We start from the raw sequence: 19050 nt of genomic DNA, 5'->3' as shown, positions 1-19050 counted from the left end.
ATTACACCGCTTTCGCGAAAGCGAACTCCCATTTAAAACTATTATTTTTTAAAGAATATTTATAATACAAGAGCCACCTGTGCATCTATATCAAAACTTAGGTTTAGTACCTTTGAATTATGGTTATCAAGGAGTTTTACGAATACATTGTTCTAGGTGCAGGGCTTTCTGGACTTAGTGCGGGCTATCAACTACACAAACAAAATACTGACTTTGTCATTCTTGAAGCAGATTCTCGTGCGGGTGGTGTGATCAAGTCTGAGTTTATCAATGGTTTGCTCGTGGAGCACGGTGCAAACAGCCTGGTAATGACTCCAGCGGTAGAGAAATTATGTGGCGAACTGGGAATTATAGATGATATTGTTCCAGCGATGGAGGAGAGTAAAATCCGCCAGATTTTGTGGAATGATCAATTGCATACTCTAAAAGCGTCGCCCTTAACTCTAATAAATACAGGATTGATTTCCTCTAGTGCAAAACTGCGCATTCTTAAGGAACCCTTTATTAAGAGCGTTTCTCCAGATGGAGAAAGTGTATTGGATTTTTTCACAAGGCGTTTTGGAAAGGAAGTAGCAACGCGCATGGCCGGTGCCATTGTTAGTGGTATTTATGCAGGTGATGCTGCAAACCTGGAGATAGCCTCTGTTTTTCCACGGTTTGTAGAGCTTGAAAAAGAATACGGGAGCCTTCTTAAAGGTTTAAAAAAGTCACCTTCTGCCTCACGCAAAATAGTGAGCTTCAAAAATGGTGTGGAAACCTTGACCAGTTCGCTTTCGCGAAAGCTGGAATCTGATATTCATTTAAATTCTCCCATAAAATCCATTAAACAATTTGGTCATCACTGGGAAATTAAATTAAAAAGCGGAACTAAGATAAAGGCAGGAAAAGTGATTTCTACGTTACCTTATTATGCTCTCAAAAAAGTTCTTAAACAAGATCATTTTCCAGAACGGAAAATAGCTTACAATCCAATGCTCACGCTACAAGTTCAAGTCAACCTTAAGGAATTGCAGAAAAAGACAAAAGGTTTTGGCTTTCTAGCCTCTTCTTTTGAGCGCAAGGATTTTATAGGTGTAATGTATAATGGGAATACTTTTTCTACAGCAGTGAACGGCGATAAAGCATTAATAAATTTCTTTGTGCGTCCAGATAACTGTAAAAAGAAAGATGCTAAGAAAATCTTTAAAAAACTGTGCATCCCTTTATTTAGAAAATGGACCGGCATCGATGGTGATTTAGAACTTATCCATTCAAAATATTGGAAAAAAGCGATACCTCAAAAAAGCTCAGGTCATAGCGACTGGCTCAAGGAAATCCAACTTTGGGAATCGAGATGTCCCAATTTTAAAATATTGGGAAACTATATCAATGGAGTTTCACTAGGTGATTGCATTGAACAAACTATGAAGGACGCCTCACAATTCTAAGTGCGTCAGCCAATTAACCTTTAGTAAAGATTATTTCTATTAAAATCGTGATTACGATACATAAAACCAATAGATTTATTTCCTGATTATTTTTATTTAATCTAAATAAGGCATTACTTTTGTCAACTTATTATTTTAATTAAGTCTAAATAAGATATGAATACCAATTTAAAAAATATTTCATTATCCGTCTTATCCGTTGCAGCATTAATGAGCTGTGATTCTAATGACGATGAAATCACACGTGTAAACACGGAAGCACCTACAACTTATGCCTTTACTCGCAACAGTGCCTCTACGGTAAACTTCTCTGGGCAAACTACTCGCATCGAGATGTCTGAACAAGTTCTTGATGCTTTAAAGGATAATACCTTGACAGAAGCTATTATCGATAATAAGTTTGCTCACGTTCAAGGTTCAAACGATTTTAATGATCCTGCATTAAATGCCTCCGATAAAAGTGTACGTAGCAAAGTTGCCGCTAGCCTTGACTATTACGGTAGCAACAGCACTGAAGCTGCAGCGATAAAAGCTGATTTTGATGGCTACATTGCAGGTCAAGTCAATGAAGTTTTTCCTGCCTGGAACACTACAGCAAGTAAAGGAGTTGCTGGAAACTTGCAACAAGCAGGCGGTGGAACCATACGTTACATCAATGCTGATGGTCTAGAATACAATCAAGCATTTGCAAAAGGACTATTAGGTGGCCTGATGACAGACCAAATGTTGAACAACTATTTAAGCCAGCAGGTTCTTGATGAAGGTGATAATCGTCTAAATAACGATAACCAGGTGTTAGAGTCTGGTAAGAACTACACGACTATGGAGCATAAGTGGGATGAAGCCTATGGATATCTTTATGGTGCAGAACCTAACCCGGCAACTCCTATTCTTGATCAAGATAGCTTTTTAGGTGAATACCTAGACCGTGTAGAATCTGATTCAGATTTTACCGGAATTGCAGCAACAATTTATGATGCATTCAAACTAGGTCGTGCTGCAATTGTCGCTGGAGATTATGACCTGAGAGATCAACAAGCTGAAATCATTAAAGAAAACATTTCTAAGATTCCAGCTGTAAGAGCCGTCTTCTATCTTCAGAACGGAAAAGGAAACCTAGACTCTGATAATGCACGAGCATTCCACGCATTTTCGGAGGCTTACGGATTTGTATACAGTCTTCAATTCACAAGAAAACCAAATTCAAATCAACCCTATTTCACAAGAGCTGAAGTTCAAACGATCTTAGACCAGCTTACTGAAAATGATGGTTTCTGGGATGTGACAGACGATACTTTAGACACTATTTGTGAAACTATTTCTTCCAGATTTGGTTTCACTGTAGAGCAAGCTGCCGGATAAAAAAATTAAAAAGCCTTAAGGTAAAAACCTTAAGGCTTTTATTTTTTCAAGTAAGGCTGTTGGTTTATTACGTACCAATTAGTTGCAACAACATTGCTCTTAAACGTATTTACGTTACAAAATTAAAATTAAAATTGAAAACCCTTAAATGAAAAAAGTTTCATTCTTGTTTTTTATAACAATCGCTTTATTCTCCTGTACCTCAGAAGACGAGTCTACAAATGATATTCCCAGTAATGATTTTGATAGGAAAGCAATGCTAACAAATATTGCGGACAATATTATTCTCCCATCACTAACAGATTTAGAAAACAAATTAGATCAGTTAAATGCAGATCGGTTGGAATTTACTGAGAATCCTACCCAGACAAATTTAACCACTATGAGAAGCTCGTGGTTGGAAGCATATAAAACCTGGCAATATGTGGAAATGTTCAATATAGGAAAGGCCGAAGAAATTCTGTATTCCTTCCAGATGAACATTTATCCTACAAATACCTCTGACATCGAGAGTAACATCAATGGAATTGATGAAACTAATTTGGACGAGAGAAATTATGATCTAACAACAGCAAATAATAATGATGCCGTAGGATTTCCTGCCGTAGAATATATGATCTATGCTATTGCCGCAGATGATGCTTCCATTATTGCAGCTTACTCAACGGATTCCAACTTTAGGAAAAACGTTTTGTATTTGACAGATATTACAAACCAGATGAAAGGTTTGACTTCGCAAGTACGTAATGACTGGTTGACATCCTATCGTGACGTTTTTGTTACTAGCACGGCAAATAATGCTTCCAGTGCCATCAATAAGTTAGTCAATGATTTTATCTTCTACTATGAAAAGGGATTGCGAGCTAATAAGATAGGAATACCTGCAGGTGTTTTCTCCACCACTCCTTTACCAGATCGTGTAGAAGGATTATACAGCAAGGTTTATTCAAAGGAGCTAGCCCTAGAAAGTCTTAAAGCTGTAGAAGACTTTTTCAATGGAACTTCTTTTGCAGGCTCCAGCAATGGTCTTGGATATGCAGATTATGTCAATGAGTCTACTGAAATCTCACTTACAGCAATGATCAATGACCAATTTGGAATTGCAAGAGCTCAATTAAATACACTCAATAACGATTTATCCCAACAAGTTTCAACGGACAATTCAAAAATGACAGTTACTTATGATGAATTACAGCGTGCTGTAGTATTGATGAAGGTAGATATGTTACAAGTACTAAATGTGTCCGTAGATTATGTGGATGCAGATGGCGATTAATTAATCACATACAAATCCCTAGGTCGCTATTAAACTGGCGGCCTTTTTTTATTAAAAACATGTTCCACAACTATTTCAATAAAAATGTTTCCAGTGCACCGCTTGCGGTATTTCGCATTGGTTTCGGTTTGATGATGGTTTTTAGCGTGGTTCGGTTTTGGCTCAACGGCTGGATAAAGACTTTATACATTGATCCCAAATTTCATTTTTCCTATTATGGCTTTGAATGGATCCAACCTTTAGGCAATTACACCTATATTTTATATGCGATATGTGGACTTTCTGCGCTTTTTGTCGCTTTAGGATTCAAATATAGGATAGCGATTATAATGTTTTTTTTAAGCTTTACGTACATCGAGTTGATGGATAAAACCACTTACCTCAATCATTATTACTTCGTGAGTGTATTGAGTTTCTTGATGATTTTTTTACCAGCAAATAAGTATTATGCGTTAGATAATTACGCTTCCGCGAAAGCGTACAAGTTTGTACCTCGCTGGACCACAGATAGCATCAAACTGCTCTTATGCATCGTGTACTTTTATGCAGGACTAGCAAAACTAAACTCTGACTGGTTGTTGCGTGCGATGCCATTGAAGATTTGGTTGCCCTCAAAATATGACTTGCCCTTGTTGGGAAATCTCATGCAATTAGAATGGATTCCTTATGTGATGAGCTGGTCAGGAATGCTCTATGATTTAAGTATTCCTTTTCTTTTATTGTACAGAAAAACGAGAACATTAGGTTTTATTCTGGCGGTTGTTTTTCACGTGTTAACAAGAATGTTGTTTCCCATAGGAGTATTCCCATTAGTAATGATTGTAAGCTGTCTGATCTTTTTTGATGCCGCATTTCATAAAAGAATTTTAAGAATTCTCAATAGGTTTTTGAAACCACCAGCATATAAAATCAAAAAAATAATCATCAGCCAGAATTACAGAGTGAGAAGACCCTTCATCATTCTACCAGTACTATCCTTATTTTTTGTTATTCAATTATTATTGCCATGGCGTTACAGCCTGTATCCAGATGAACTTTTCTGGACAGAAGAAGGCTATCGTTTTTCCTGGCGGGTAATGCTTATGGAAAAAATGGGCTATACTCAATACAGAATCGTGGATGGTGATACTGGCGCTAGTTTTGTAGTTGATAACACAGACTTCCTCACTTCATATCAAGAAAAACAAATGAGCTTCCAGCCAGATTTCATCTTGCAATATGCACATTATCTAGGCGATCACTTTACAGCACAAGGACATCAAAATGTTCAGGTGTTTGCAGAAAGTTATGTAGCTCTCAATGGAAGGTTAAGTCAGCCTTATATTGATAAATCAATTGACTTGTACTCTATAAATGAATCATTCCAGCATAAAGACTGGATCTTACCCTTCAACGATGATATTCAAGGATTATAAATTATTCTTACTTTTTGTTTTAATTTCTATTGCTGCTTCCGCTCAAAATATAGTAACAGGAAAAGTAACTGATGCAATTACAAGACTTCCCATTGCTCAAGCCAGTATCTATCAAAAAGACAAGGCTATACTTGCAAAAACTGATGAACAAGGTGAGTTCTCTTTCTCTACCGCTGAATCTGAATTGAGTATGGTAGTGTTTGATTATGAATATGAAGTACTGGAAAAAACAATTCCGGTTACTCAAAACACCACAGTTAATTTCCAACTTTCTAATCTCGCAGAGACGCTTACCGCAGTCCAGATCAACGTTAGAAAGCAACAAGTTTTTAACCTTAAACGCTTGAAAGATGTGGAAGGAACTGCCATCTATGCAGGAAAAAAAACAGAGGTTATCCTTTTGGAAAACTCTACTGCAAACCTAGCTACTAACAATGCAAGACAGATTTACAATCAGGTATCGGGACTCAATATATTTCAAAATGATGATGCAGGGCTACAATTAAATATAGGTGGTCGCGGTCTGGATCCTAACCGTACCGCAAACTTCAACACCCGTCAGAACGGTTATGATATTAGTGCAGATGTTCTAGGGTATCCTGAAAGTTACTACTCACCAGCTTCTGAAGGCTTAAAGGAAATCCAAGTGATACGTGGCGCTGCTTCCCTACAATATGGAACGCAATTCGGTGGGTTGATTAATTTTGTAATGAAAGAACCGGAAAAAAATAAGCCTTTTGAGTTTATAACCAGAAATACACTAGGAAGCAATAACCTCTATACTAATTTCACCAGTGCCAGCGGCACAGCTGGAAAGTGGAGTTACTACACTTTCTTCAATTACAAAAAAGGGGACGGTTTTAGGCCTAATTCTCAGTTTGAGAGTAAGAACTTTTATGGCCACGTAGGATACCAATTCAATGAAAAGACTAAGATTTCTGGAGAACTTACTTACCTAAGATATCTCGCTCAACAGGCCGGTGGTTTAACTGATGGTCAATTCAATGCAGATCCCTACCAAAGCAATCGCGAGCGCAACTGGTTTAAAGTGGACTGGCTTCTATATAACATTCGTCTGGATCATGAATTTTCTGAAAATACAAACTTCTCGTTCAGTGCTTTCGGTCTCGATGCTTCTAGAAAGTCATTAGGGTTTCGTTCTAATAGAGTAAGTCAAGTAGATCCAGGTGGTCCACGAGATTTAATAGATGGGAACTTTAATAATTACGGCTTTGAAACGAGGTTGGTTTCTGAATATACCATTGGTAAACGAGATGCTACTTTTTTGATAGGTTCAAAATATTATCGGGCAACCAACTCCAGTGAACAAGGGCCCGGATCTGATGGAACTAATCCCAACTTTGATTTCCAAAACGACCGTTTTCCGAATTTCACTACCCAAAATAGATTTGATTACCCGAATACGAATCTGTCCGTATTTGGGGAGAATATTTTTTATTTAAATGACAAATTAAGTATTACACCAGGATTTAGACTGGAATACATCAAAACAGAAAGTGACGGCTATTTCCAACGTATTAATACTGATGCAGCTGGGAACGTAATCCTCAGTGAACGAGTAAGGGAAGATGCCGTGAACGAGCGTTCATTTGTATTGTTAGGTTTGGGAACCAGTTACAAACCAGCAAACGGCATTGAAATTTATGGAAATATTTCCCAAAACTACCGGTCAGTTACATTTGCCGATATAAGTACGGTAAACCCTGCTTTTAGCATTGATCCTGATATTGCTGACGAAAAAGGATTCACGACAGATCTAGGACTACGTGGGAATTTTAATGATTTCATTTCTTACGATGCAAACGTGTTTGGATTGTTTTATAATGATCGCATCGGGTTTGTTGTCGAGGCAACGCCTGATGGAAACGCAAAAATTTTAAGAACTAATGTAGGCGATGCGGTGATATACGGTGTGGAGTCGCTTTTCGATTTTAATTTGAACAAACTATTTATCAAAAACAATGATTATAACTTCAACTTTTTCCTAAATACATCTTTCATACAGTCTGAATATACGAGATCTGATGAAAACGGCGTTGAGGGAAGCGAGGTAGAATTTGTTCCTGAATTGAACTTTAAAACCGGACTCACATTTGGTTACAAAAACTTTTTATCCAGCATACAGTACAGCTACCTGGGCCAGCAATTCACAGATGCTACTAATGCCACAGAGGGAAACCAAAGCGGTGTCATAGGTGCTATTCCCAGTTATGATATTCTTGATTTTTCTACTTCCTACAAGTACAAAAATTACAAGTTAGAAGCTGGAATTAATAATGCTTTGGACAACGCTTACTTCACGAGACGCGCAACTGGTTACCCTGGTCCTGGGATCATCCCTTCTCCCGGTCGCAATTATTATGTCACTTTAGAGATCAAAATTTAATTTAAGTTCGCTTTCGCGAAAGCGGTTTAGCTCTAATTTATAGGTTAATTAATACAGCCTTGATGGTTAAAAAGTTCATTTAACTCATTTTTCACGACCTCAATTAAGGGTAAAAGCTATCTTACATCTAAATGAATTATCCCAAATTAATTGCGCCAGACAACATCAGGAAAGAAGCCGAAATGGCGATGTCTTTCTACCCAGAACTTGCTCATACTGAAGTTGAATTTAAGTATAACGATATGGTGCGCAAGAATTTTATGCAGGCGCAACCTAAATGGACCAGTCTTTTAAAATCGCGTAAAGAGCGCGCCTACATTGTGCTCATTAGTAAAAAGTTTAAAGTAGAAGATAAATATTTTACCATTGATGAAGTCCCTAATGATGTGCTAATAGGATGGCTAGGTCACGAGTTGGGTCATGTGATGGATTATAGAAGTCGCTCCACGATAAGCATGCTTATTTTTGGATTGAAATACTTGTATTCTCCTTCACATATAAAAGAAGTAGAACGCACAGCAGACGATTATGCCGTAAAACATGGGATGGGAAATTATATTTTGAAAACCAAGGATTTTATTCTCAACAATACAAGCCTATCCGATTCTTACAAAGACCACATGCGCAAGTTTTACCTATCTCCAGAAGAAATCACTGAGCTGATTAATCGCTACGGTACCACGGGTAAAAAACCGACCATGAAAGAAATGAGTTGATTACAAATAGAGGTTAGAGGTTAGATGAATTAAATATTTTTTTACCTCGCACAACAACCTACTATCAAATGATTCAATAAATAGAAACAACGATAAAACAACAACTATCCACTGTTAATTGGTACTGGAATTGAAAACTAACCCAACTCATCCTCTACAAACTGCTCCCACTCTTCTTGTTTGTCATCGCTCAGGACTTTTGCCATTTTTACCTGTCCTCCCATTTTCTTTTGATGGGCATTCCATTTGTTAAAAAAACCATTGGGAACCTTGTAGACTTTCACTCCCTCAAGAGCTTTACTTCTAGCAACTCTATAATTTTTATTTGCCTCTTGTAGTTTCTCGTCTAGAGAGGTAGCGAGAGTTTCATCAGAGATATCAGAGTCAGTTTCTAGGTACCATTTGTGATGAAATTCTCCATCAATTTTACGAGCATAAACAGTAAATTCCTTAATGGTGGCGCTCAATTCCTCTTGCACCTCACCTATGGCAGTTTCCATTTTAAGTACGGATAACTGACTTCCAACCACGTTGAGAAAGAACTTAGTTCTTCCGGTAATTTTAATTTCGGCATGGTCAACATCTGTAAATGCAATCGTATCACCTATTAGATAACGCCATGCACCACTAACGGTGGAAATTAATAATACATAATCAACATCTGGCTCTACTTGAGAAATATCAAGGGCGACCACATCCTGACGCAGACTTCCATCTTCTAAAATGTATTCTGGCTTAAAGGGAACAAATTCAAAGAAAATCCCACCATCTGTGATGAGCTGCATCGCATCTGTTTCTTGCCTTTGCTGACAAGCGATGAATCCTTCACTAGCAAGATAGGTATCTACAATTTGTACTGGTTTTGTAAATAGTGCTTCAAAACTGCTGCGGTAAGGTTCAAATGCCACACCACCTGAAGTGAAAACACTCAAGGAAGGCCAGACCTCATGAATGGAATCTACCTTGTGATAATCAATCACCTTTTTTAGCATTAATTCTAACCAGGAAGGAATTCCACTAATCATCGCAATGTCCCATTCTTTAGACATTTCTGCAATTTTCTGAACCTTCTCATCCCAATCTTCCATGGCCGCGATTTCAGATCCTGGACGGTATTTGCTTTCTAGGAATTCTGGTATATTACTCGCTGCAATACCACTTATTTCTCCCACTTTAAACCCGTCAACATCATCAAGTTCTGTAGAGCTTCCTAACGCCAGCGCTTCTTTTTCAAAGACATCAGAATCTAGTTCAAAATTAGTTAACGCACTTACCTGTCTCGCACCTGCCTTGCGTATCGCTTCTAACATGGCATTAGTCACAGGAATCATTTTGCTCTTTTTCCCGGTGGTACCACTACTGCGGGCCATGTAAGATGGCATTCCCGGCCAGGTTACATTTTCCTCTCCTTCCTTAACTCTACTCCACCATTTTTCATCCATACTATGGTAATCATGGAAAGGAATAGCGTTTTCAAAAGCTTTATAAATATCATCTTCTGCGAGAATCTGATGGAAATCATATTCTTTACCAAAAGCAGTATCTGCAGCGCGTATCAGTAACTCTTTTAGAACAGCCTGTTGTGCTTCCTGGTGATCATTTACATGAGTAAAATACTCATGAATGTTGAGTGCTGCTTTTATGATAGGTCCCAGTATAGCCATTGAAATATTTTTTTCAAAAATAGGATTATTCCTTCACCCACATTTGATGTTAAGTTTCTCTTAGGATAGGTTTATAGCAACTGCTTTGCTTTCAGCTCAAAAATAGTAGGATATAATTTGTGCTTGAGTACATACATATCGCTCACAGCTTCCATTTCTGGAAAAATGCGGTACGGACTTTCATCATGTTCTGCAAAGTATTCGATTTGCAATCCTGCATCAATCAGTGATTGGATAACCTCACTTAAGGAGTGATTCCAGCTGTATTCCTTGCTAGTGATTGCTGCATTCTCATCTGCATACGTGCCGCGATACTCTTCATATATACGGTCTTTAAGTGCATATGAAAATTTCATAAGTGGTGACTCTGCGTTATAATCGAACATCCAGGCGATAGGATGAAATTCTACCATATAAAAAATACCTTCTTTTTTGAGTCGCCTTGCAATCATTTGAGCCCATGGCTTTAAGTCTGGCAACCAGCATATAACTCCGTAACTGGTAAAAATTATATCAAAGGTGTCGGTGATATGGTTTGAAACATCTAACACATTGCAACACAAGAAGTTTGCAGGAATTTCTAATTCCATACTTAGCTGTCTTGCCTGATCAATCGCTGATTCACTAAAATCTACAGCCGTAACAACAGCTCCCTTATGAGCCCAACTTAAACTGTCTTGACCAAAATGGCATTGCAAATGCAGCAAACTTTTCCCAATTACATCTCCCAATGCTTTCAGTTCGTAGGGTTTTAGAGAGTTTTTCGCTTTCGCGAAAGCGGACTTATCATAAAATTCACTTTCATAATGAATAGCAGTTTTCTGATTCCAAGTTTGTTTGTTGACCTGAAAGGCATCTTTTATCTTCATAATCTAATGTAGCAAATTTAATTTGTGATGATCTAACGAGATTGGCTATGTTTTATCTTTGAGCAAAACCCTCCACATTATGACGCATTACAGCTCTAGTGATCTTAAAAATATGGAACGATTTTATCGCGGTAACTTGATCAATAGTGTTACCGGTTATAAAAGCGCTAACTTACTAGCCACTAGGTCTATTAATGGTATTGACAACCTGTCTATTTTTAGCAGTGTAACGCACCTGGGTAGCGATCCTGCGATGTTTACCTTTATACAACGACCACTAGGTCATGGCGTGGGACACACCTATCAAAATCTGAAAGAAACTGGAGTAATTACGCTCAACCATATTCAGCTTGATCTAGTTAACAAAGCACATCAATCCAGCGCAAAATATCCAGAGTCAACCTCAGAATTTGAAGCACTGAATATTGAAAAAATATCGCGGGATGGAATACAAGCTCCTTTCGTAAAAATGGCGGCGATCCAAGTAGCGGCAACCTATGAAAGCGAATATTTCTTGAAAGAAAACAACTGCATTCTCGTCTTATGTAAAATCACTGATATTTTTTTCAATGAAGGAATCCAAAGTGAAGACGGATGGCTCAACCTAGAAAAAGCGGGATCAATAGCTGTGAATGGACTGGATGGTTATGCTACAGGGACCGTTCAGAAAAGACTGCGCTATGCAAGAGTAGGCGATGATATTAGTGAGATAGAGCTGTAGATTTTAGTATTTAGTATTTAGTATTTAGTAAAAATGTCAGTTCGAGCGCAGTCGAGAACAGTTGAGGAGTTGAATTTCTAAAACCTTGTTAGCGTTGAGCTATGATTTATAAGTAATGGAGTTATAAGTATTAAGAATACATTAGAACATCGAATATCGATCAACGAACAAAGAATAGCGAAAAGGATTTTCAGTTTAAGTTGAGATTTAGATTTGACTTTCAGTTTTAAAAGTATAAAGTGAAATGTCAGTTCGAGCGCAGTCGAGAACAGTTAAGGAGTTGAGGAGTCGAATTTCTAAAACTTTGTTAGCGTTGAGCTTTTAGCCATAATTAATGAAGTTTTAAATATTAAGAACAAATCAGATTTGCATTTACATTTCTTTATAGAAAGACACTTAGCGTTAGTTGTTTGCGTTTTTTTGAGATTTTCACATTGTGCTTCTAATATTCCCATCTTTAAATTTGTAATAATTACTATTCGTAACGATAATAAAAAGCATAAAAGGTATGAATCTAGTCTGGTTTAGGAATGACCTGAGAACTGAAGATAACAACAGTTTGAAAGCTGCTTGTGAGGAAAATGATGCTATAATAGGAGTTTATTTTTTTGATCCTCGTTATTATACGGAAAGTGATTTTGGAATGAACCTGAAGGTTGATATTCCTTTTGGGAAAACGGGTAAATTTCGTGCAAGGTTTATTCAGCAAGCAGTGAAAGATCTAAAATCAAACCTTTCAGACCACGAAATCCCGCTACTAGTTTTTAACGATGCACCTGAAAATGTAATTCCACGGTTAGTAGAAGAGTTTAGTATTAAAAATATCTTTTTGCAAACGGAATGGACGCGAGACGAAACAGATCAAGAAAATGCGGTAGGAAAAGCGCTGGAAGAAAAAGGTCTGAAGGTGAACTTGAAAGGACATCGTGTTTATGATCAGTTTTTATTTCATCCGGATGATATCCCCTATTCCATTGCAGAAATCCCAAAAGTCTTTACAGGTTTCCGAAAGAAGTTAGAGAAGGAATCTAAGATCCGGGAAACAGTAAGTATTAAAGGTTACCAGCAAAAAGCTTTTAAAGTTCCAGAAACATCAATTCCAACATTAGAGGAACTGGGACTTGAAGAATCTGAGACCGATTCCCGCAGCGCTTTTCCATGGCAAGGTGGTGAGACTGAGGCTTGGAACCGACTGAACGATTATTTCTGGCAAACTAAAAAACTCCAGTATTACAAGAAAACCAGAAATGGACTGGTAGGAACTGATTACAGCAGCAAATTCAGCGCCTGGTTAGCAATAGGTTGTATTTCTGCACGGCAGATTTATCACGAAGTAAAAAGATTTGAAAACGAGGTTGTAGAAAATCAAGATACCTACTGGTTAATTTTTGAATTGATATGGCGAGACTTCTTCAAATATGTCTCCCTCAAACATCAAGAAAAAATATTCAGCATAAGTGGTATTCTGGAAAAAGAATACGAATGGAATTCAGATCAAGTAGCTTTAAAGCAGTGGATCAAAGGGAAAACAAATGAAGACTTTGTAAATGCCAATATGAAGGAAATTGCCGCTACTGGTTTTATGAGCAATCGCGGTAGACAGAATGTTGCCAGTTACTGGTCAATGCATCAAGAACAAGACTGGCGTTTAGGAGCCGCTTATTTTGAACATATATTAATTGACTATGATGTTCATTCAAATTATGGGAACTGGATGTACAATAGCGGTGTAGGCAACGATCCTCGCAACCGTACTTTTAATATTAAATCACAAGCCGATCGTTATGATAGAGATAAAAAGTATAGAAATCTGTGGCTCAACGAGCGTATGTTTTAGCCTTTACATTTGCTTGACTTGCGTTCCTTGTTCCATTGGGTAATGACTAAGGCAGTCAAAAAACCTTGACCAGTGATATAGATCATCATTAAAGTTGAAGATGAAACTGACGTATAAAAAGAAAAATAACAAAGCATTGCTAGCCATATGGCAGTTAATGCCAGAGTGAGTCTTGGAATTTTATTCATGACTAAGTATTTGAACTATAAGTAGATTAGAAAAGGAATATGTTACAAAAAACGCTTCGTCTTGTTTTAGGAGATCAACTCAATCACAGTCACAGCTGGTTCAATGGTGACCAAGAACACGTCATGTATCACATGGCCGAAATGAGGCAGGAAACCGATTATGTGATGCATCACATTCAAAAAGTAGTGGCGTTTTTTGTGGCCATGCGTGGATTTAAACAATGGATGGACAGTCGCGGTTTTACAAGTATTTACTACACGCTTGATCATAAAGAAAATCAGCAGGATCTTGTTGAAAACCTTACTGCCTTAATCAAGAAACACGATATTCAAAAATTTGAATACCTCGCACCTGACGAATGGCGGCTGGATCAACAACTCAAAGAATTTTGCGCGTCACTTGACATTGAATGGGAAGGATTTGATACAGAGCATTTCTTGACTAAAAGAATGGACGTTTCAAAATTTTTTGAAGGTAAGAAACGTCTAACTATGGAATATTTCTACCGTGATATGCGCAAGAAGTATGACTTGATGATTGAAGGAGACAAGGAACCAGAAGGAGGTAAATGGAATTATGATCAAAGCAACCGTAAAAAGTGGGACGAGAAAACTAACATTGCTCATGAACGCGGATTCAGGAAGGATGTAAGCAAGATAGTTACCCTTCTAGAAGAAAGCGGTGTGAAAACATTTGGTAAGATTGACGAAAACAATTTCAACTGGCCCACAACCCGACAAGATGCACTTGATGTTTTGCATTACTTCTGCAAGAATTTATTGATTCACTTCGGTGATTTCCAGGATGCGATGCATACAGATCAAGAGTACTTATTCCACTCGCGATTGAGCTTTGCTATGAATAGTAAATTACTGAGCCCGAAGGAAGTTATTGAAACTGCGATTACCCGCTTTCGCGAAAGCGAAAAAACTGAGAATCCCATTGACATTTCACAAGTGGAAGGATTTATACGTCAAATATTAGGCTGGAGGGAATTCATGCGTGGTATATACTGGAGAGAAATGCCCGATTATCAACACCGCAACAAACTTGAAAATAGAAACAAACTTCCAGAATTCTACTGGACGGGCGATACTAAAATGAACTGTCTTAAAAGTGCTATTAATAATTCATTAGATAATGCTTATGCGCATCACATTCAACGGTTGATGATCACAGGGAATTATGCACTTCTTACTATGACAGATCCTAGTTATGTGGATGAATGGTATCTGGGAATTTATATTGATGCCATAGAATGGGTGGAAATAACGAATACCCGCGGGATGTCGCAATGGGCTGATGGCGGCCTGGTAGCCACAAAACCTTATGTATCTAGTGGTAGCTACATCAACAAGATGAGTAATTATTGCAAGGGCTGTATTTATAAAGTTTCAAAGAAAAAGGCAGAGGAAGATGCGTGTCCTTTTAATTCGCTTTATTGGAATTTTCTGGAAGAGAAAAAGGAATATTTCAAATCAAATCAACGTATGAATATGATGATGGCGTTGTTAAAAAAGATGGATCCTGAGTTACTAAGTGCTCACATGAAAAAAGCACGACATATTATTGAAAACCCAAATAATTATTAGAACCTTAGAAAACAACACCTTAATGACAGAACCTTACAAATTAGAATGATAATTTTTATTAAATTGCAATTTCGTTAACAACCGTTTACACTTGATGTAAGTAAATTCACCTTTATTAACTAAAAAACCAACTATTATGAGAAGTATTCTTTGGCTTGTTGCCGTTATCTGTATTATTGTTTTTGTTCTAGGACTTATAGGAGTAGGCGATGGAATGGGTATGGGTAATTTAATTTATGTATTACTAGTTATAGCGATCATTATTGTTCTTTATAACATTATTTCTGGTCGCAGAATGTAATTCAATTGAAAATTTTAATTCTTAAAACAAATATTATGATCAAGAAAATTTTAGTTTTGAGCATTGTAGCATTATTCGCTGTAAGTATCACAAGCTGTAGAGAAGAAACTACTGGTGATAAAATTGAGGATGTTGCAGATGATGTAGGAGATGCTATAGATTAATTCTACACTCCTTTAAATTATTAAACCCTCCAGATTCTAAAGAATCTGGAGGGTTTTTTTTAGGTCTTGAAAATAAACCTCTATTGAATTATTAAGGAATATACAACTTGTGCATCAGTCTCGCCTGCCGCTCCTGATAATGTATTGTCATTAGGTTTAATAGGCTCGTGACGTAAAACGATTGTCAAATTTCCATTTCCTGGTGCTTCCGTTTTTAGAGCAGTTCTCAAACCCAGTAGGTTTCCATCACTATCTGTATCTGTTTTTGTAATTGCAATACCTGCGATAGAGGTAGCGTAAAAAACTTCATGTTCACTACTTTCCTCTTGCACTTCTTCTGTAATATTTTCAGCAGGCGCTACAGATTCATTCAAAAAGCGGATCGTTCCAGAATAGGTGGAATTTGCCAGTAAAGTTCCTGTTGTCATTAAAGTTGGAGCTTCAGGCCCACTTCCATCTGCATCTACAGATTTGTACACGACAACGTTTGTTGCGTCTGTATCATTAGTCAATGTATATTCAACGGTTGTAATCAACTCTTCTTCATTAATTAATTGTGGCACGTCATTGTCACTGCAACTCACTAAAACACAGTATAAAACTGTAGTTATTGCGATTTTTAATATTTGATATCTCATGATTTTTTATTTAAAAGTTATAGATAAATTGAATTTGTACGTCACGTCCTATATCATCTGCATAGAATCGTTGACGGTTTAAATAGTTTCTGTAATTAGTATTGAAAAGGTTGTTGACTCTTAGATTTATTTTCGCTTTCGCGAAAGCGTACCCAGCCCCCAGATTCCATAAACTATAAGCTGCTGGAGATTCTGAGATATTGACCACTTGAGTAGAGAAATTACCTTGATCATCTGGAACATCAACCGCATAATCATTATCTGGAAAACGGGTTTGCTTTAGAATAGTTTGATTAGACAGCTTGAGATCCAGGTTTTTGAAAACACCTTGACTCCAGACCAGTTCGTTAGAAAATTGTATAGGCGGCATGGTAATCAAGGGTTCTTCCGCTGTCTTATTTTGACCGTATATATAAGAAAATCTAGAATTCCAACGGAGCATTTCTATGGATTGTGCGTCTCTTGAATTTCTTGTAAAAACATCCCAGTTCAATCCCAGATCAACCCCAGCGAGTACCGCATCAATCTGCTCATATTGATATACGGGAAAAGCACCGCGAGTGGTCGATTCTAGACCCGTAGGAATCAGCTGTATATAATCGTTGACTAGATTCACAAAAGGATTCACCTCAACATCTAGGGAGCCATGAACCGCATGCGCCACTAGATTTAATTTATAGGATTGCTCCTTATTCAAATCCAGCTGGCCCAACTCAATAGTCGCGAGTGCATGGTGCAATCCATCACTATAAAGCTCACTGGGATTAGGCGCACGATTTGCACTGCTTAAGTTTATCGCAAAATCATAGTGATCATCCGCAAAATATTTAGCTCCTGCACTGAAAGCAAATAAATCATAACGGAATTCAGGGTTTGTCAAAATCTGATTGCCTTGTTCCCCTATTTCAAACTGAGGAAATTGCTGGTCATAACCCAATCCTTCCCATCGGGAGGTTTGATAAAACTTAGTCGCATCAATATTGTAATGATCATATCTGAAACCTGCGTCCAACAACCATTGCTCGTTTAGATTGTGATTGAGACTAAAAAACCATCCCAACTTCTGACTGTTATAATCAGGTATCAATCTGCGTATTCCCGTATCTGGATTGGGACTATTTATCTGATACAAACCATCGACTCCAAATTCCATTTCAAAATCTTCCATGGAATCCAAGAAGAAATATGCCGCTAGCGTGTGCGTGGTTAGGTCTAAGTCTAACGATGCTTTCCCTGCGTTTTCGCCTCGTCTTATATCAAATTCTAGCCGGTTATTAAACTGGAAAGAGTAATCTATTTCCAGTTTTCCTAAACCTTGTATTCTCTTATAGGCATTCGCCTGGATCCCGTGATGTTCCACCATTTGTTTAGGGGGATCTATATCATACGTAAAGTCGTTTATAACAGTAGGTTCTCCAGAATTAATGGAACGGACTAAATCTGCTGCATTCCCTATATGTGATGCTCGTAAAATTCCTAATTCTGTATTGTAATAAGAATACTTGATACTTGCTCCATACTCAAACTTGTGAAAACCCACTGCAAAGTTTGCCGCATAAGTCTGGTTACCCGTATTGCTCAATACATAATCCGGTGCCTCAAAATCCCCTAGTTTTTTATAGGTAAGAGTTGCTTGCTGGTACCATCCAGATTCTCGATAGTTATTAATGGATCCACTAATGCTACCACCGCGTGCATTAGATTGAAGTTGGGATACCACTCTACCTTTCACAGTATCCTTTGCGATAATACGCTCAGGCTCAATAACTATAGTTCCCCCTATAGCATCCCCTCCATATCTAAGTGCGGTTGCTCCTTTAATTACCTGAATATTACTGGCGGTATTCAAATCAATATTGGGCGAGTGCTCAACGCCCCATTCTTGATCCTGCTGTCGCAAGCCATCGTTAACGATAGCAACACGGCTCCCGTAAAGACCATGAATTACAGGCTTAACCACACTGTTTCCCGTCTTCAAAGCAGTGACTCCTTGAACTGTCGCAAGTGCATCACCTAGGGTAGCGCCACTAAAATCGTTGATTGTATTTTGAGTGATCCGGGTGCTCGATTGAGAATTTTTATGGTCATCGTGAACATCTGCAATAATCTCAATCTCTTGTAAATTGTTGATATGATGTTCCAGGAGCACATCTTTAATCGTATTCTTATCTACTGTTATTTTGAGTGTTTGTGTTTTACAGTCGTAGTGAGTTACTATCACCGTGTAAGTTCCTGCGCATAAATCAGGTATGCGATAGGAACCGTCAGCAGCGGTAGAAACTGTTTTTTGAATTTCTTGAATATATAGTTGCGCAAAAGAAAGGGGCGCGCCATCGTGAAAATCTTTCACGATACCTTTAAGCTCAAGGTTGCAATCCTGAGCCTGTATAGTTACTGCGCTCATAAATAGAGCAGCAACCATCAGTGTTTTATAAAACATGATTGTTATTTAAGTTACTTGAATGCCGTCCA

General features: G+C 37.8%; 15 protein-coding genes. 11 read left to right on the top strand and 4 right to left on the bottom strand.

From position 1 onward, the window contains the following. Positions 1 to 119 precede the first annotated feature (119 nt). The 6 genes from hemG to IQ282_RS07740 all read left to right on the top strand — a co-directional run bounded on the left by hemG (position 120) and on the right by IQ282_RS07740 (position 8603). Positions 120 to 1427: a protoporphyrinogen oxidase gene (gene hemG / locus IQ282_RS07765; protein ID WP_194851276.1), complete on the top strand. Its 1308-nt coding sequence runs from the start codon at positions 120 to 122 to the stop codon at positions 1425 to 1427. Positions 1428 to 1583: 156 nt separating this feature from the next. Continuing rightward, a complete protein-coding gene (locus tag IQ282_RS07760) occupies positions 1584 to 2789 on the top strand; it encodes a DUF4856 domain-containing protein (protein WP_228547267.1) in 1206 nt (401 codons plus the stop codon). A 148-nt stretch (positions 2790 to 2937) separates the two neighbouring features. Further along, the gene (locus IQ282_RS07755; protein ID WP_194851275.1) at positions 2938 to 4065 is read left to right on the top strand and encodes an imelysin family protein; all 1128 of its coding nucleotides are present in this window, start codon (positions 2938 to 2940) and stop codon (positions 4063 to 4065) included. A 59-nt stretch (positions 4066 to 4124) separates the two neighbouring features. Beyond that, on the top strand, positions 4125 to 5480 hold the full coding sequence (locus tag IQ282_RS07750; protein WP_194851274.1) for an HTTM domain-containing protein: 1356 nt from the start codon (positions 4125 to 4127) through the stop codon (positions 5478 to 5480). Continuing rightward, positions 5419 to 7887 (top strand): TonB-dependent receptor domain-containing protein, encoded by a 2469-nt coding sequence (locus tag IQ282_RS07745; RefSeq protein ID WP_449406807.1) that lies wholly within the window; start codon positions 5419 to 5421, stop codon positions 7885 to 7887. Before IQ282_RS07750 ends, IQ282_RS07745 begins: the two co-directional genes overlap by 62 nt. Before the next feature lie 131 nt (positions 7888 to 8018). Beyond that, positions 8019 to 8603 (top strand): hypothetical protein, encoded by a 585-nt coding sequence (locus IQ282_RS07740; protein WP_194851273.1) that lies wholly within the window; start codon positions 8019 to 8021, stop codon positions 8601 to 8603. Positions 8604 to 8740: 137 nt separating this feature from the next. Here IQ282_RS07740 and IQ282_RS07735 read toward each other — a convergent pair whose 3' ends face one another. Together IQ282_RS07735 and IQ282_RS07730 are read right to left on the bottom strand one after the other, a co-directional pair. Continuing rightward, complete coding sequence (locus IQ282_RS07735) at positions 8741 to 10267, bottom strand: GH3 family domain-containing protein (protein WP_194851272.1); 1527 nt, start codon at positions 10265 to 10267, stop codon at positions 8741 to 8743. Positions 10268 to 10338: 71 nt separating this feature from the next. Then, positions 10339 to 11136 (bottom strand): class I SAM-dependent methyltransferase, encoded by a 798-nt coding sequence (locus IQ282_RS07730; RefSeq protein ID WP_194851271.1) that lies wholly within the window; start codon positions 11134 to 11136, stop codon positions 10339 to 10341. A 79-nt stretch (positions 11137 to 11215) separates the two neighbouring features. Here IQ282_RS07730 and IQ282_RS07725 point away from each other — a divergent pair, with 79 nt between their 5' ends. From IQ282_RS07725 to IQ282_RS15035, 5 genes are all read left to right on the top strand, one after another. After that, the gene (locus IQ282_RS07725; RefSeq protein ID WP_194851270.1) at positions 11216 to 11857 is read left to right on the top strand and encodes a flavin reductase family protein; all 642 of its coding nucleotides are present in this window, start codon (positions 11216 to 11218) and stop codon (positions 11855 to 11857) included. 508 nt (positions 11858 to 12365) lie between these two features. Continuing rightward, positions 12366 to 13694: a DASH family cryptochrome gene (locus IQ282_RS07720; RefSeq protein ID WP_194851269.1), complete on the top strand. Its 1329-nt coding sequence runs from the start codon at positions 12366 to 12368 to the stop codon at positions 13692 to 13694. A gap of 227 nt (positions 13695 to 13921) precedes the next feature. Next, the gene (locus tag IQ282_RS07715) at positions 13922 to 15475 is read left to right on the top strand and encodes a cryptochrome/photolyase family protein (protein ID WP_194851268.1); all 1554 of its coding nucleotides are present in this window, start codon (positions 13922 to 13924) and stop codon (positions 15473 to 15475) included. Between the two features lie 136 nt (positions 15476 to 15611). Next, positions 15612 to 15776, top strand: coding sequence for a lmo0937 family membrane protein (locus tag IQ282_RS07710; protein WP_194851267.1), 165 nt, complete (start codon positions 15612 to 15614; stop codon positions 15774 to 15776). Positions 15777 to 15811: 35 nt separating this feature from the next. Continuing rightward, entirely contained in the window at positions 15812 to 15940 is a 129-nt protein-coding gene (locus IQ282_RS15035; protein WP_262893089.1) for a hypothetical protein, read from the top strand. A gap of 80 nt (positions 15941 to 16020) precedes the next feature. On the opposite strand, the gene IQ282_RS07705 is transcribed toward IQ282_RS15035, so the two are convergent. Together IQ282_RS07705 and IQ282_RS07700 are read right to left on the bottom strand one after the other, a co-directional pair. Next, positions 16021 to 16578, bottom strand: coding sequence for a type 1 periplasmic binding fold superfamily protein (locus IQ282_RS07705; RefSeq protein WP_194851266.1), 558 nt, complete (start codon positions 16576 to 16578; stop codon positions 16021 to 16023). A 10-nt stretch (positions 16579 to 16588) separates the two neighbouring features. Further along, on the bottom strand, positions 16589 to 19018 hold the full coding sequence (locus IQ282_RS07700) for a TonB-dependent receptor (protein WP_194851265.1): 2430 nt from the start codon (positions 19016 to 19018) through the stop codon (positions 16589 to 16591). Positions 19019 to 19050: the final 32 nt, after the last annotated feature.

Source organism: Nonlabens antarcticus, from assembly GCF_015356755.1.
Classification (GTDB): domain Bacteria; phylum Bacteroidota; class Bacteroidia; order Flavobacteriales; family Flavobacteriaceae; genus Nonlabens; species Nonlabens antarcticus.
This window is presented reverse-complemented; position numbering and strand designations above follow the sequence as displayed.

What these genes read in the sequence shown, in the direction of transcription:
- hemG (WP_194851276.1), top strand. Translation starts at nt 120, where the DNA reads ATGGTTATCAAGGAGTTTTACGAATACATTGTTCTAGGTGCAGGGCTT.
- IQ282_RS07760 (WP_228547267.1), top strand. Translation starts at nt 1,584, where the DNA reads ATGAATACCAATTTAAAAAATATTTCATTATCCGTCTTATCCGTTGCA.
- IQ282_RS07755 (WP_194851275.1), top strand. Translation starts at nt 2,938, where the DNA reads ATGAAAAAAGTTTCATTCTTGTTTTTTATAACAATCGCTTTATTCTCC.
- IQ282_RS07750 (WP_194851274.1), top strand. Translation starts at nt 4,125, where the DNA reads ATGTTCCACAACTATTTCAATAAAAATGTTTCCAGTGCACCGCTTGCG.
- IQ282_RS07745 (WP_449406807.1), top strand. Translation starts at nt 5,419, where the DNA reads ATGAATCATTCCAGCATAAAGACTGGATCTTACCCTTCAACGATGATA.
- IQ282_RS07740 (WP_194851273.1), top strand. Translation starts at nt 8,019, where the DNA reads ATGAATTATCCCAAATTAATTGCGCCAGACAACATCAGGAAAGAAGCC.
- IQ282_RS07735 (WP_194851272.1), bottom strand. Translation starts at nt 10,267, where the DNA reads ATGGCTATACTGGGACCTATCATAAAAGCAGCACTCAACATTCATGAG.
- IQ282_RS07730 (WP_194851271.1), bottom strand. Translation starts at nt 11,136, where the DNA reads ATGAAGATAAAAGATGCCTTTCAGGTCAACAAACAAACTTGGAATCAG.
- IQ282_RS07725 (WP_194851270.1), top strand. Translation starts at nt 11,216, where the DNA reads ATGACGCATTACAGCTCTAGTGATCTTAAAAATATGGAACGATTTTAT.
- IQ282_RS07720 (WP_194851269.1), top strand. Translation starts at nt 12,366, where the DNA reads ATGAATCTAGTCTGGTTTAGGAATGACCTGAGAACTGAAGATAACAAC.
- IQ282_RS07715 (WP_194851268.1), top strand. Translation starts at nt 13,922, where the DNA reads ATGTTACAAAAAACGCTTCGTCTTGTTTTAGGAGATCAACTCAATCAC.
- IQ282_RS07710 (WP_194851267.1), top strand. Translation starts at nt 15,612, where the DNA reads ATGAGAAGTATTCTTTGGCTTGTTGCCGTTATCTGTATTATTGTTTTT.
- IQ282_RS15035 (WP_262893089.1), top strand. Translation starts at nt 15,812, where the DNA reads ATGATCAAGAAAATTTTAGTTTTGAGCATTGTAGCATTATTCGCTGTA.
- IQ282_RS07705 (WP_194851266.1), bottom strand. Translation starts at nt 16,578, where the DNA reads ATGAGATATCAAATATTAAAAATCGCAATAACTACAGTTTTATACTGT.
- IQ282_RS07700 (WP_194851265.1), bottom strand. Translation starts at nt 19,018, where the DNA reads ATGTTTTATAAAACACTGATGGTTGCTGCTCTATTTATGAGCGCAGTA.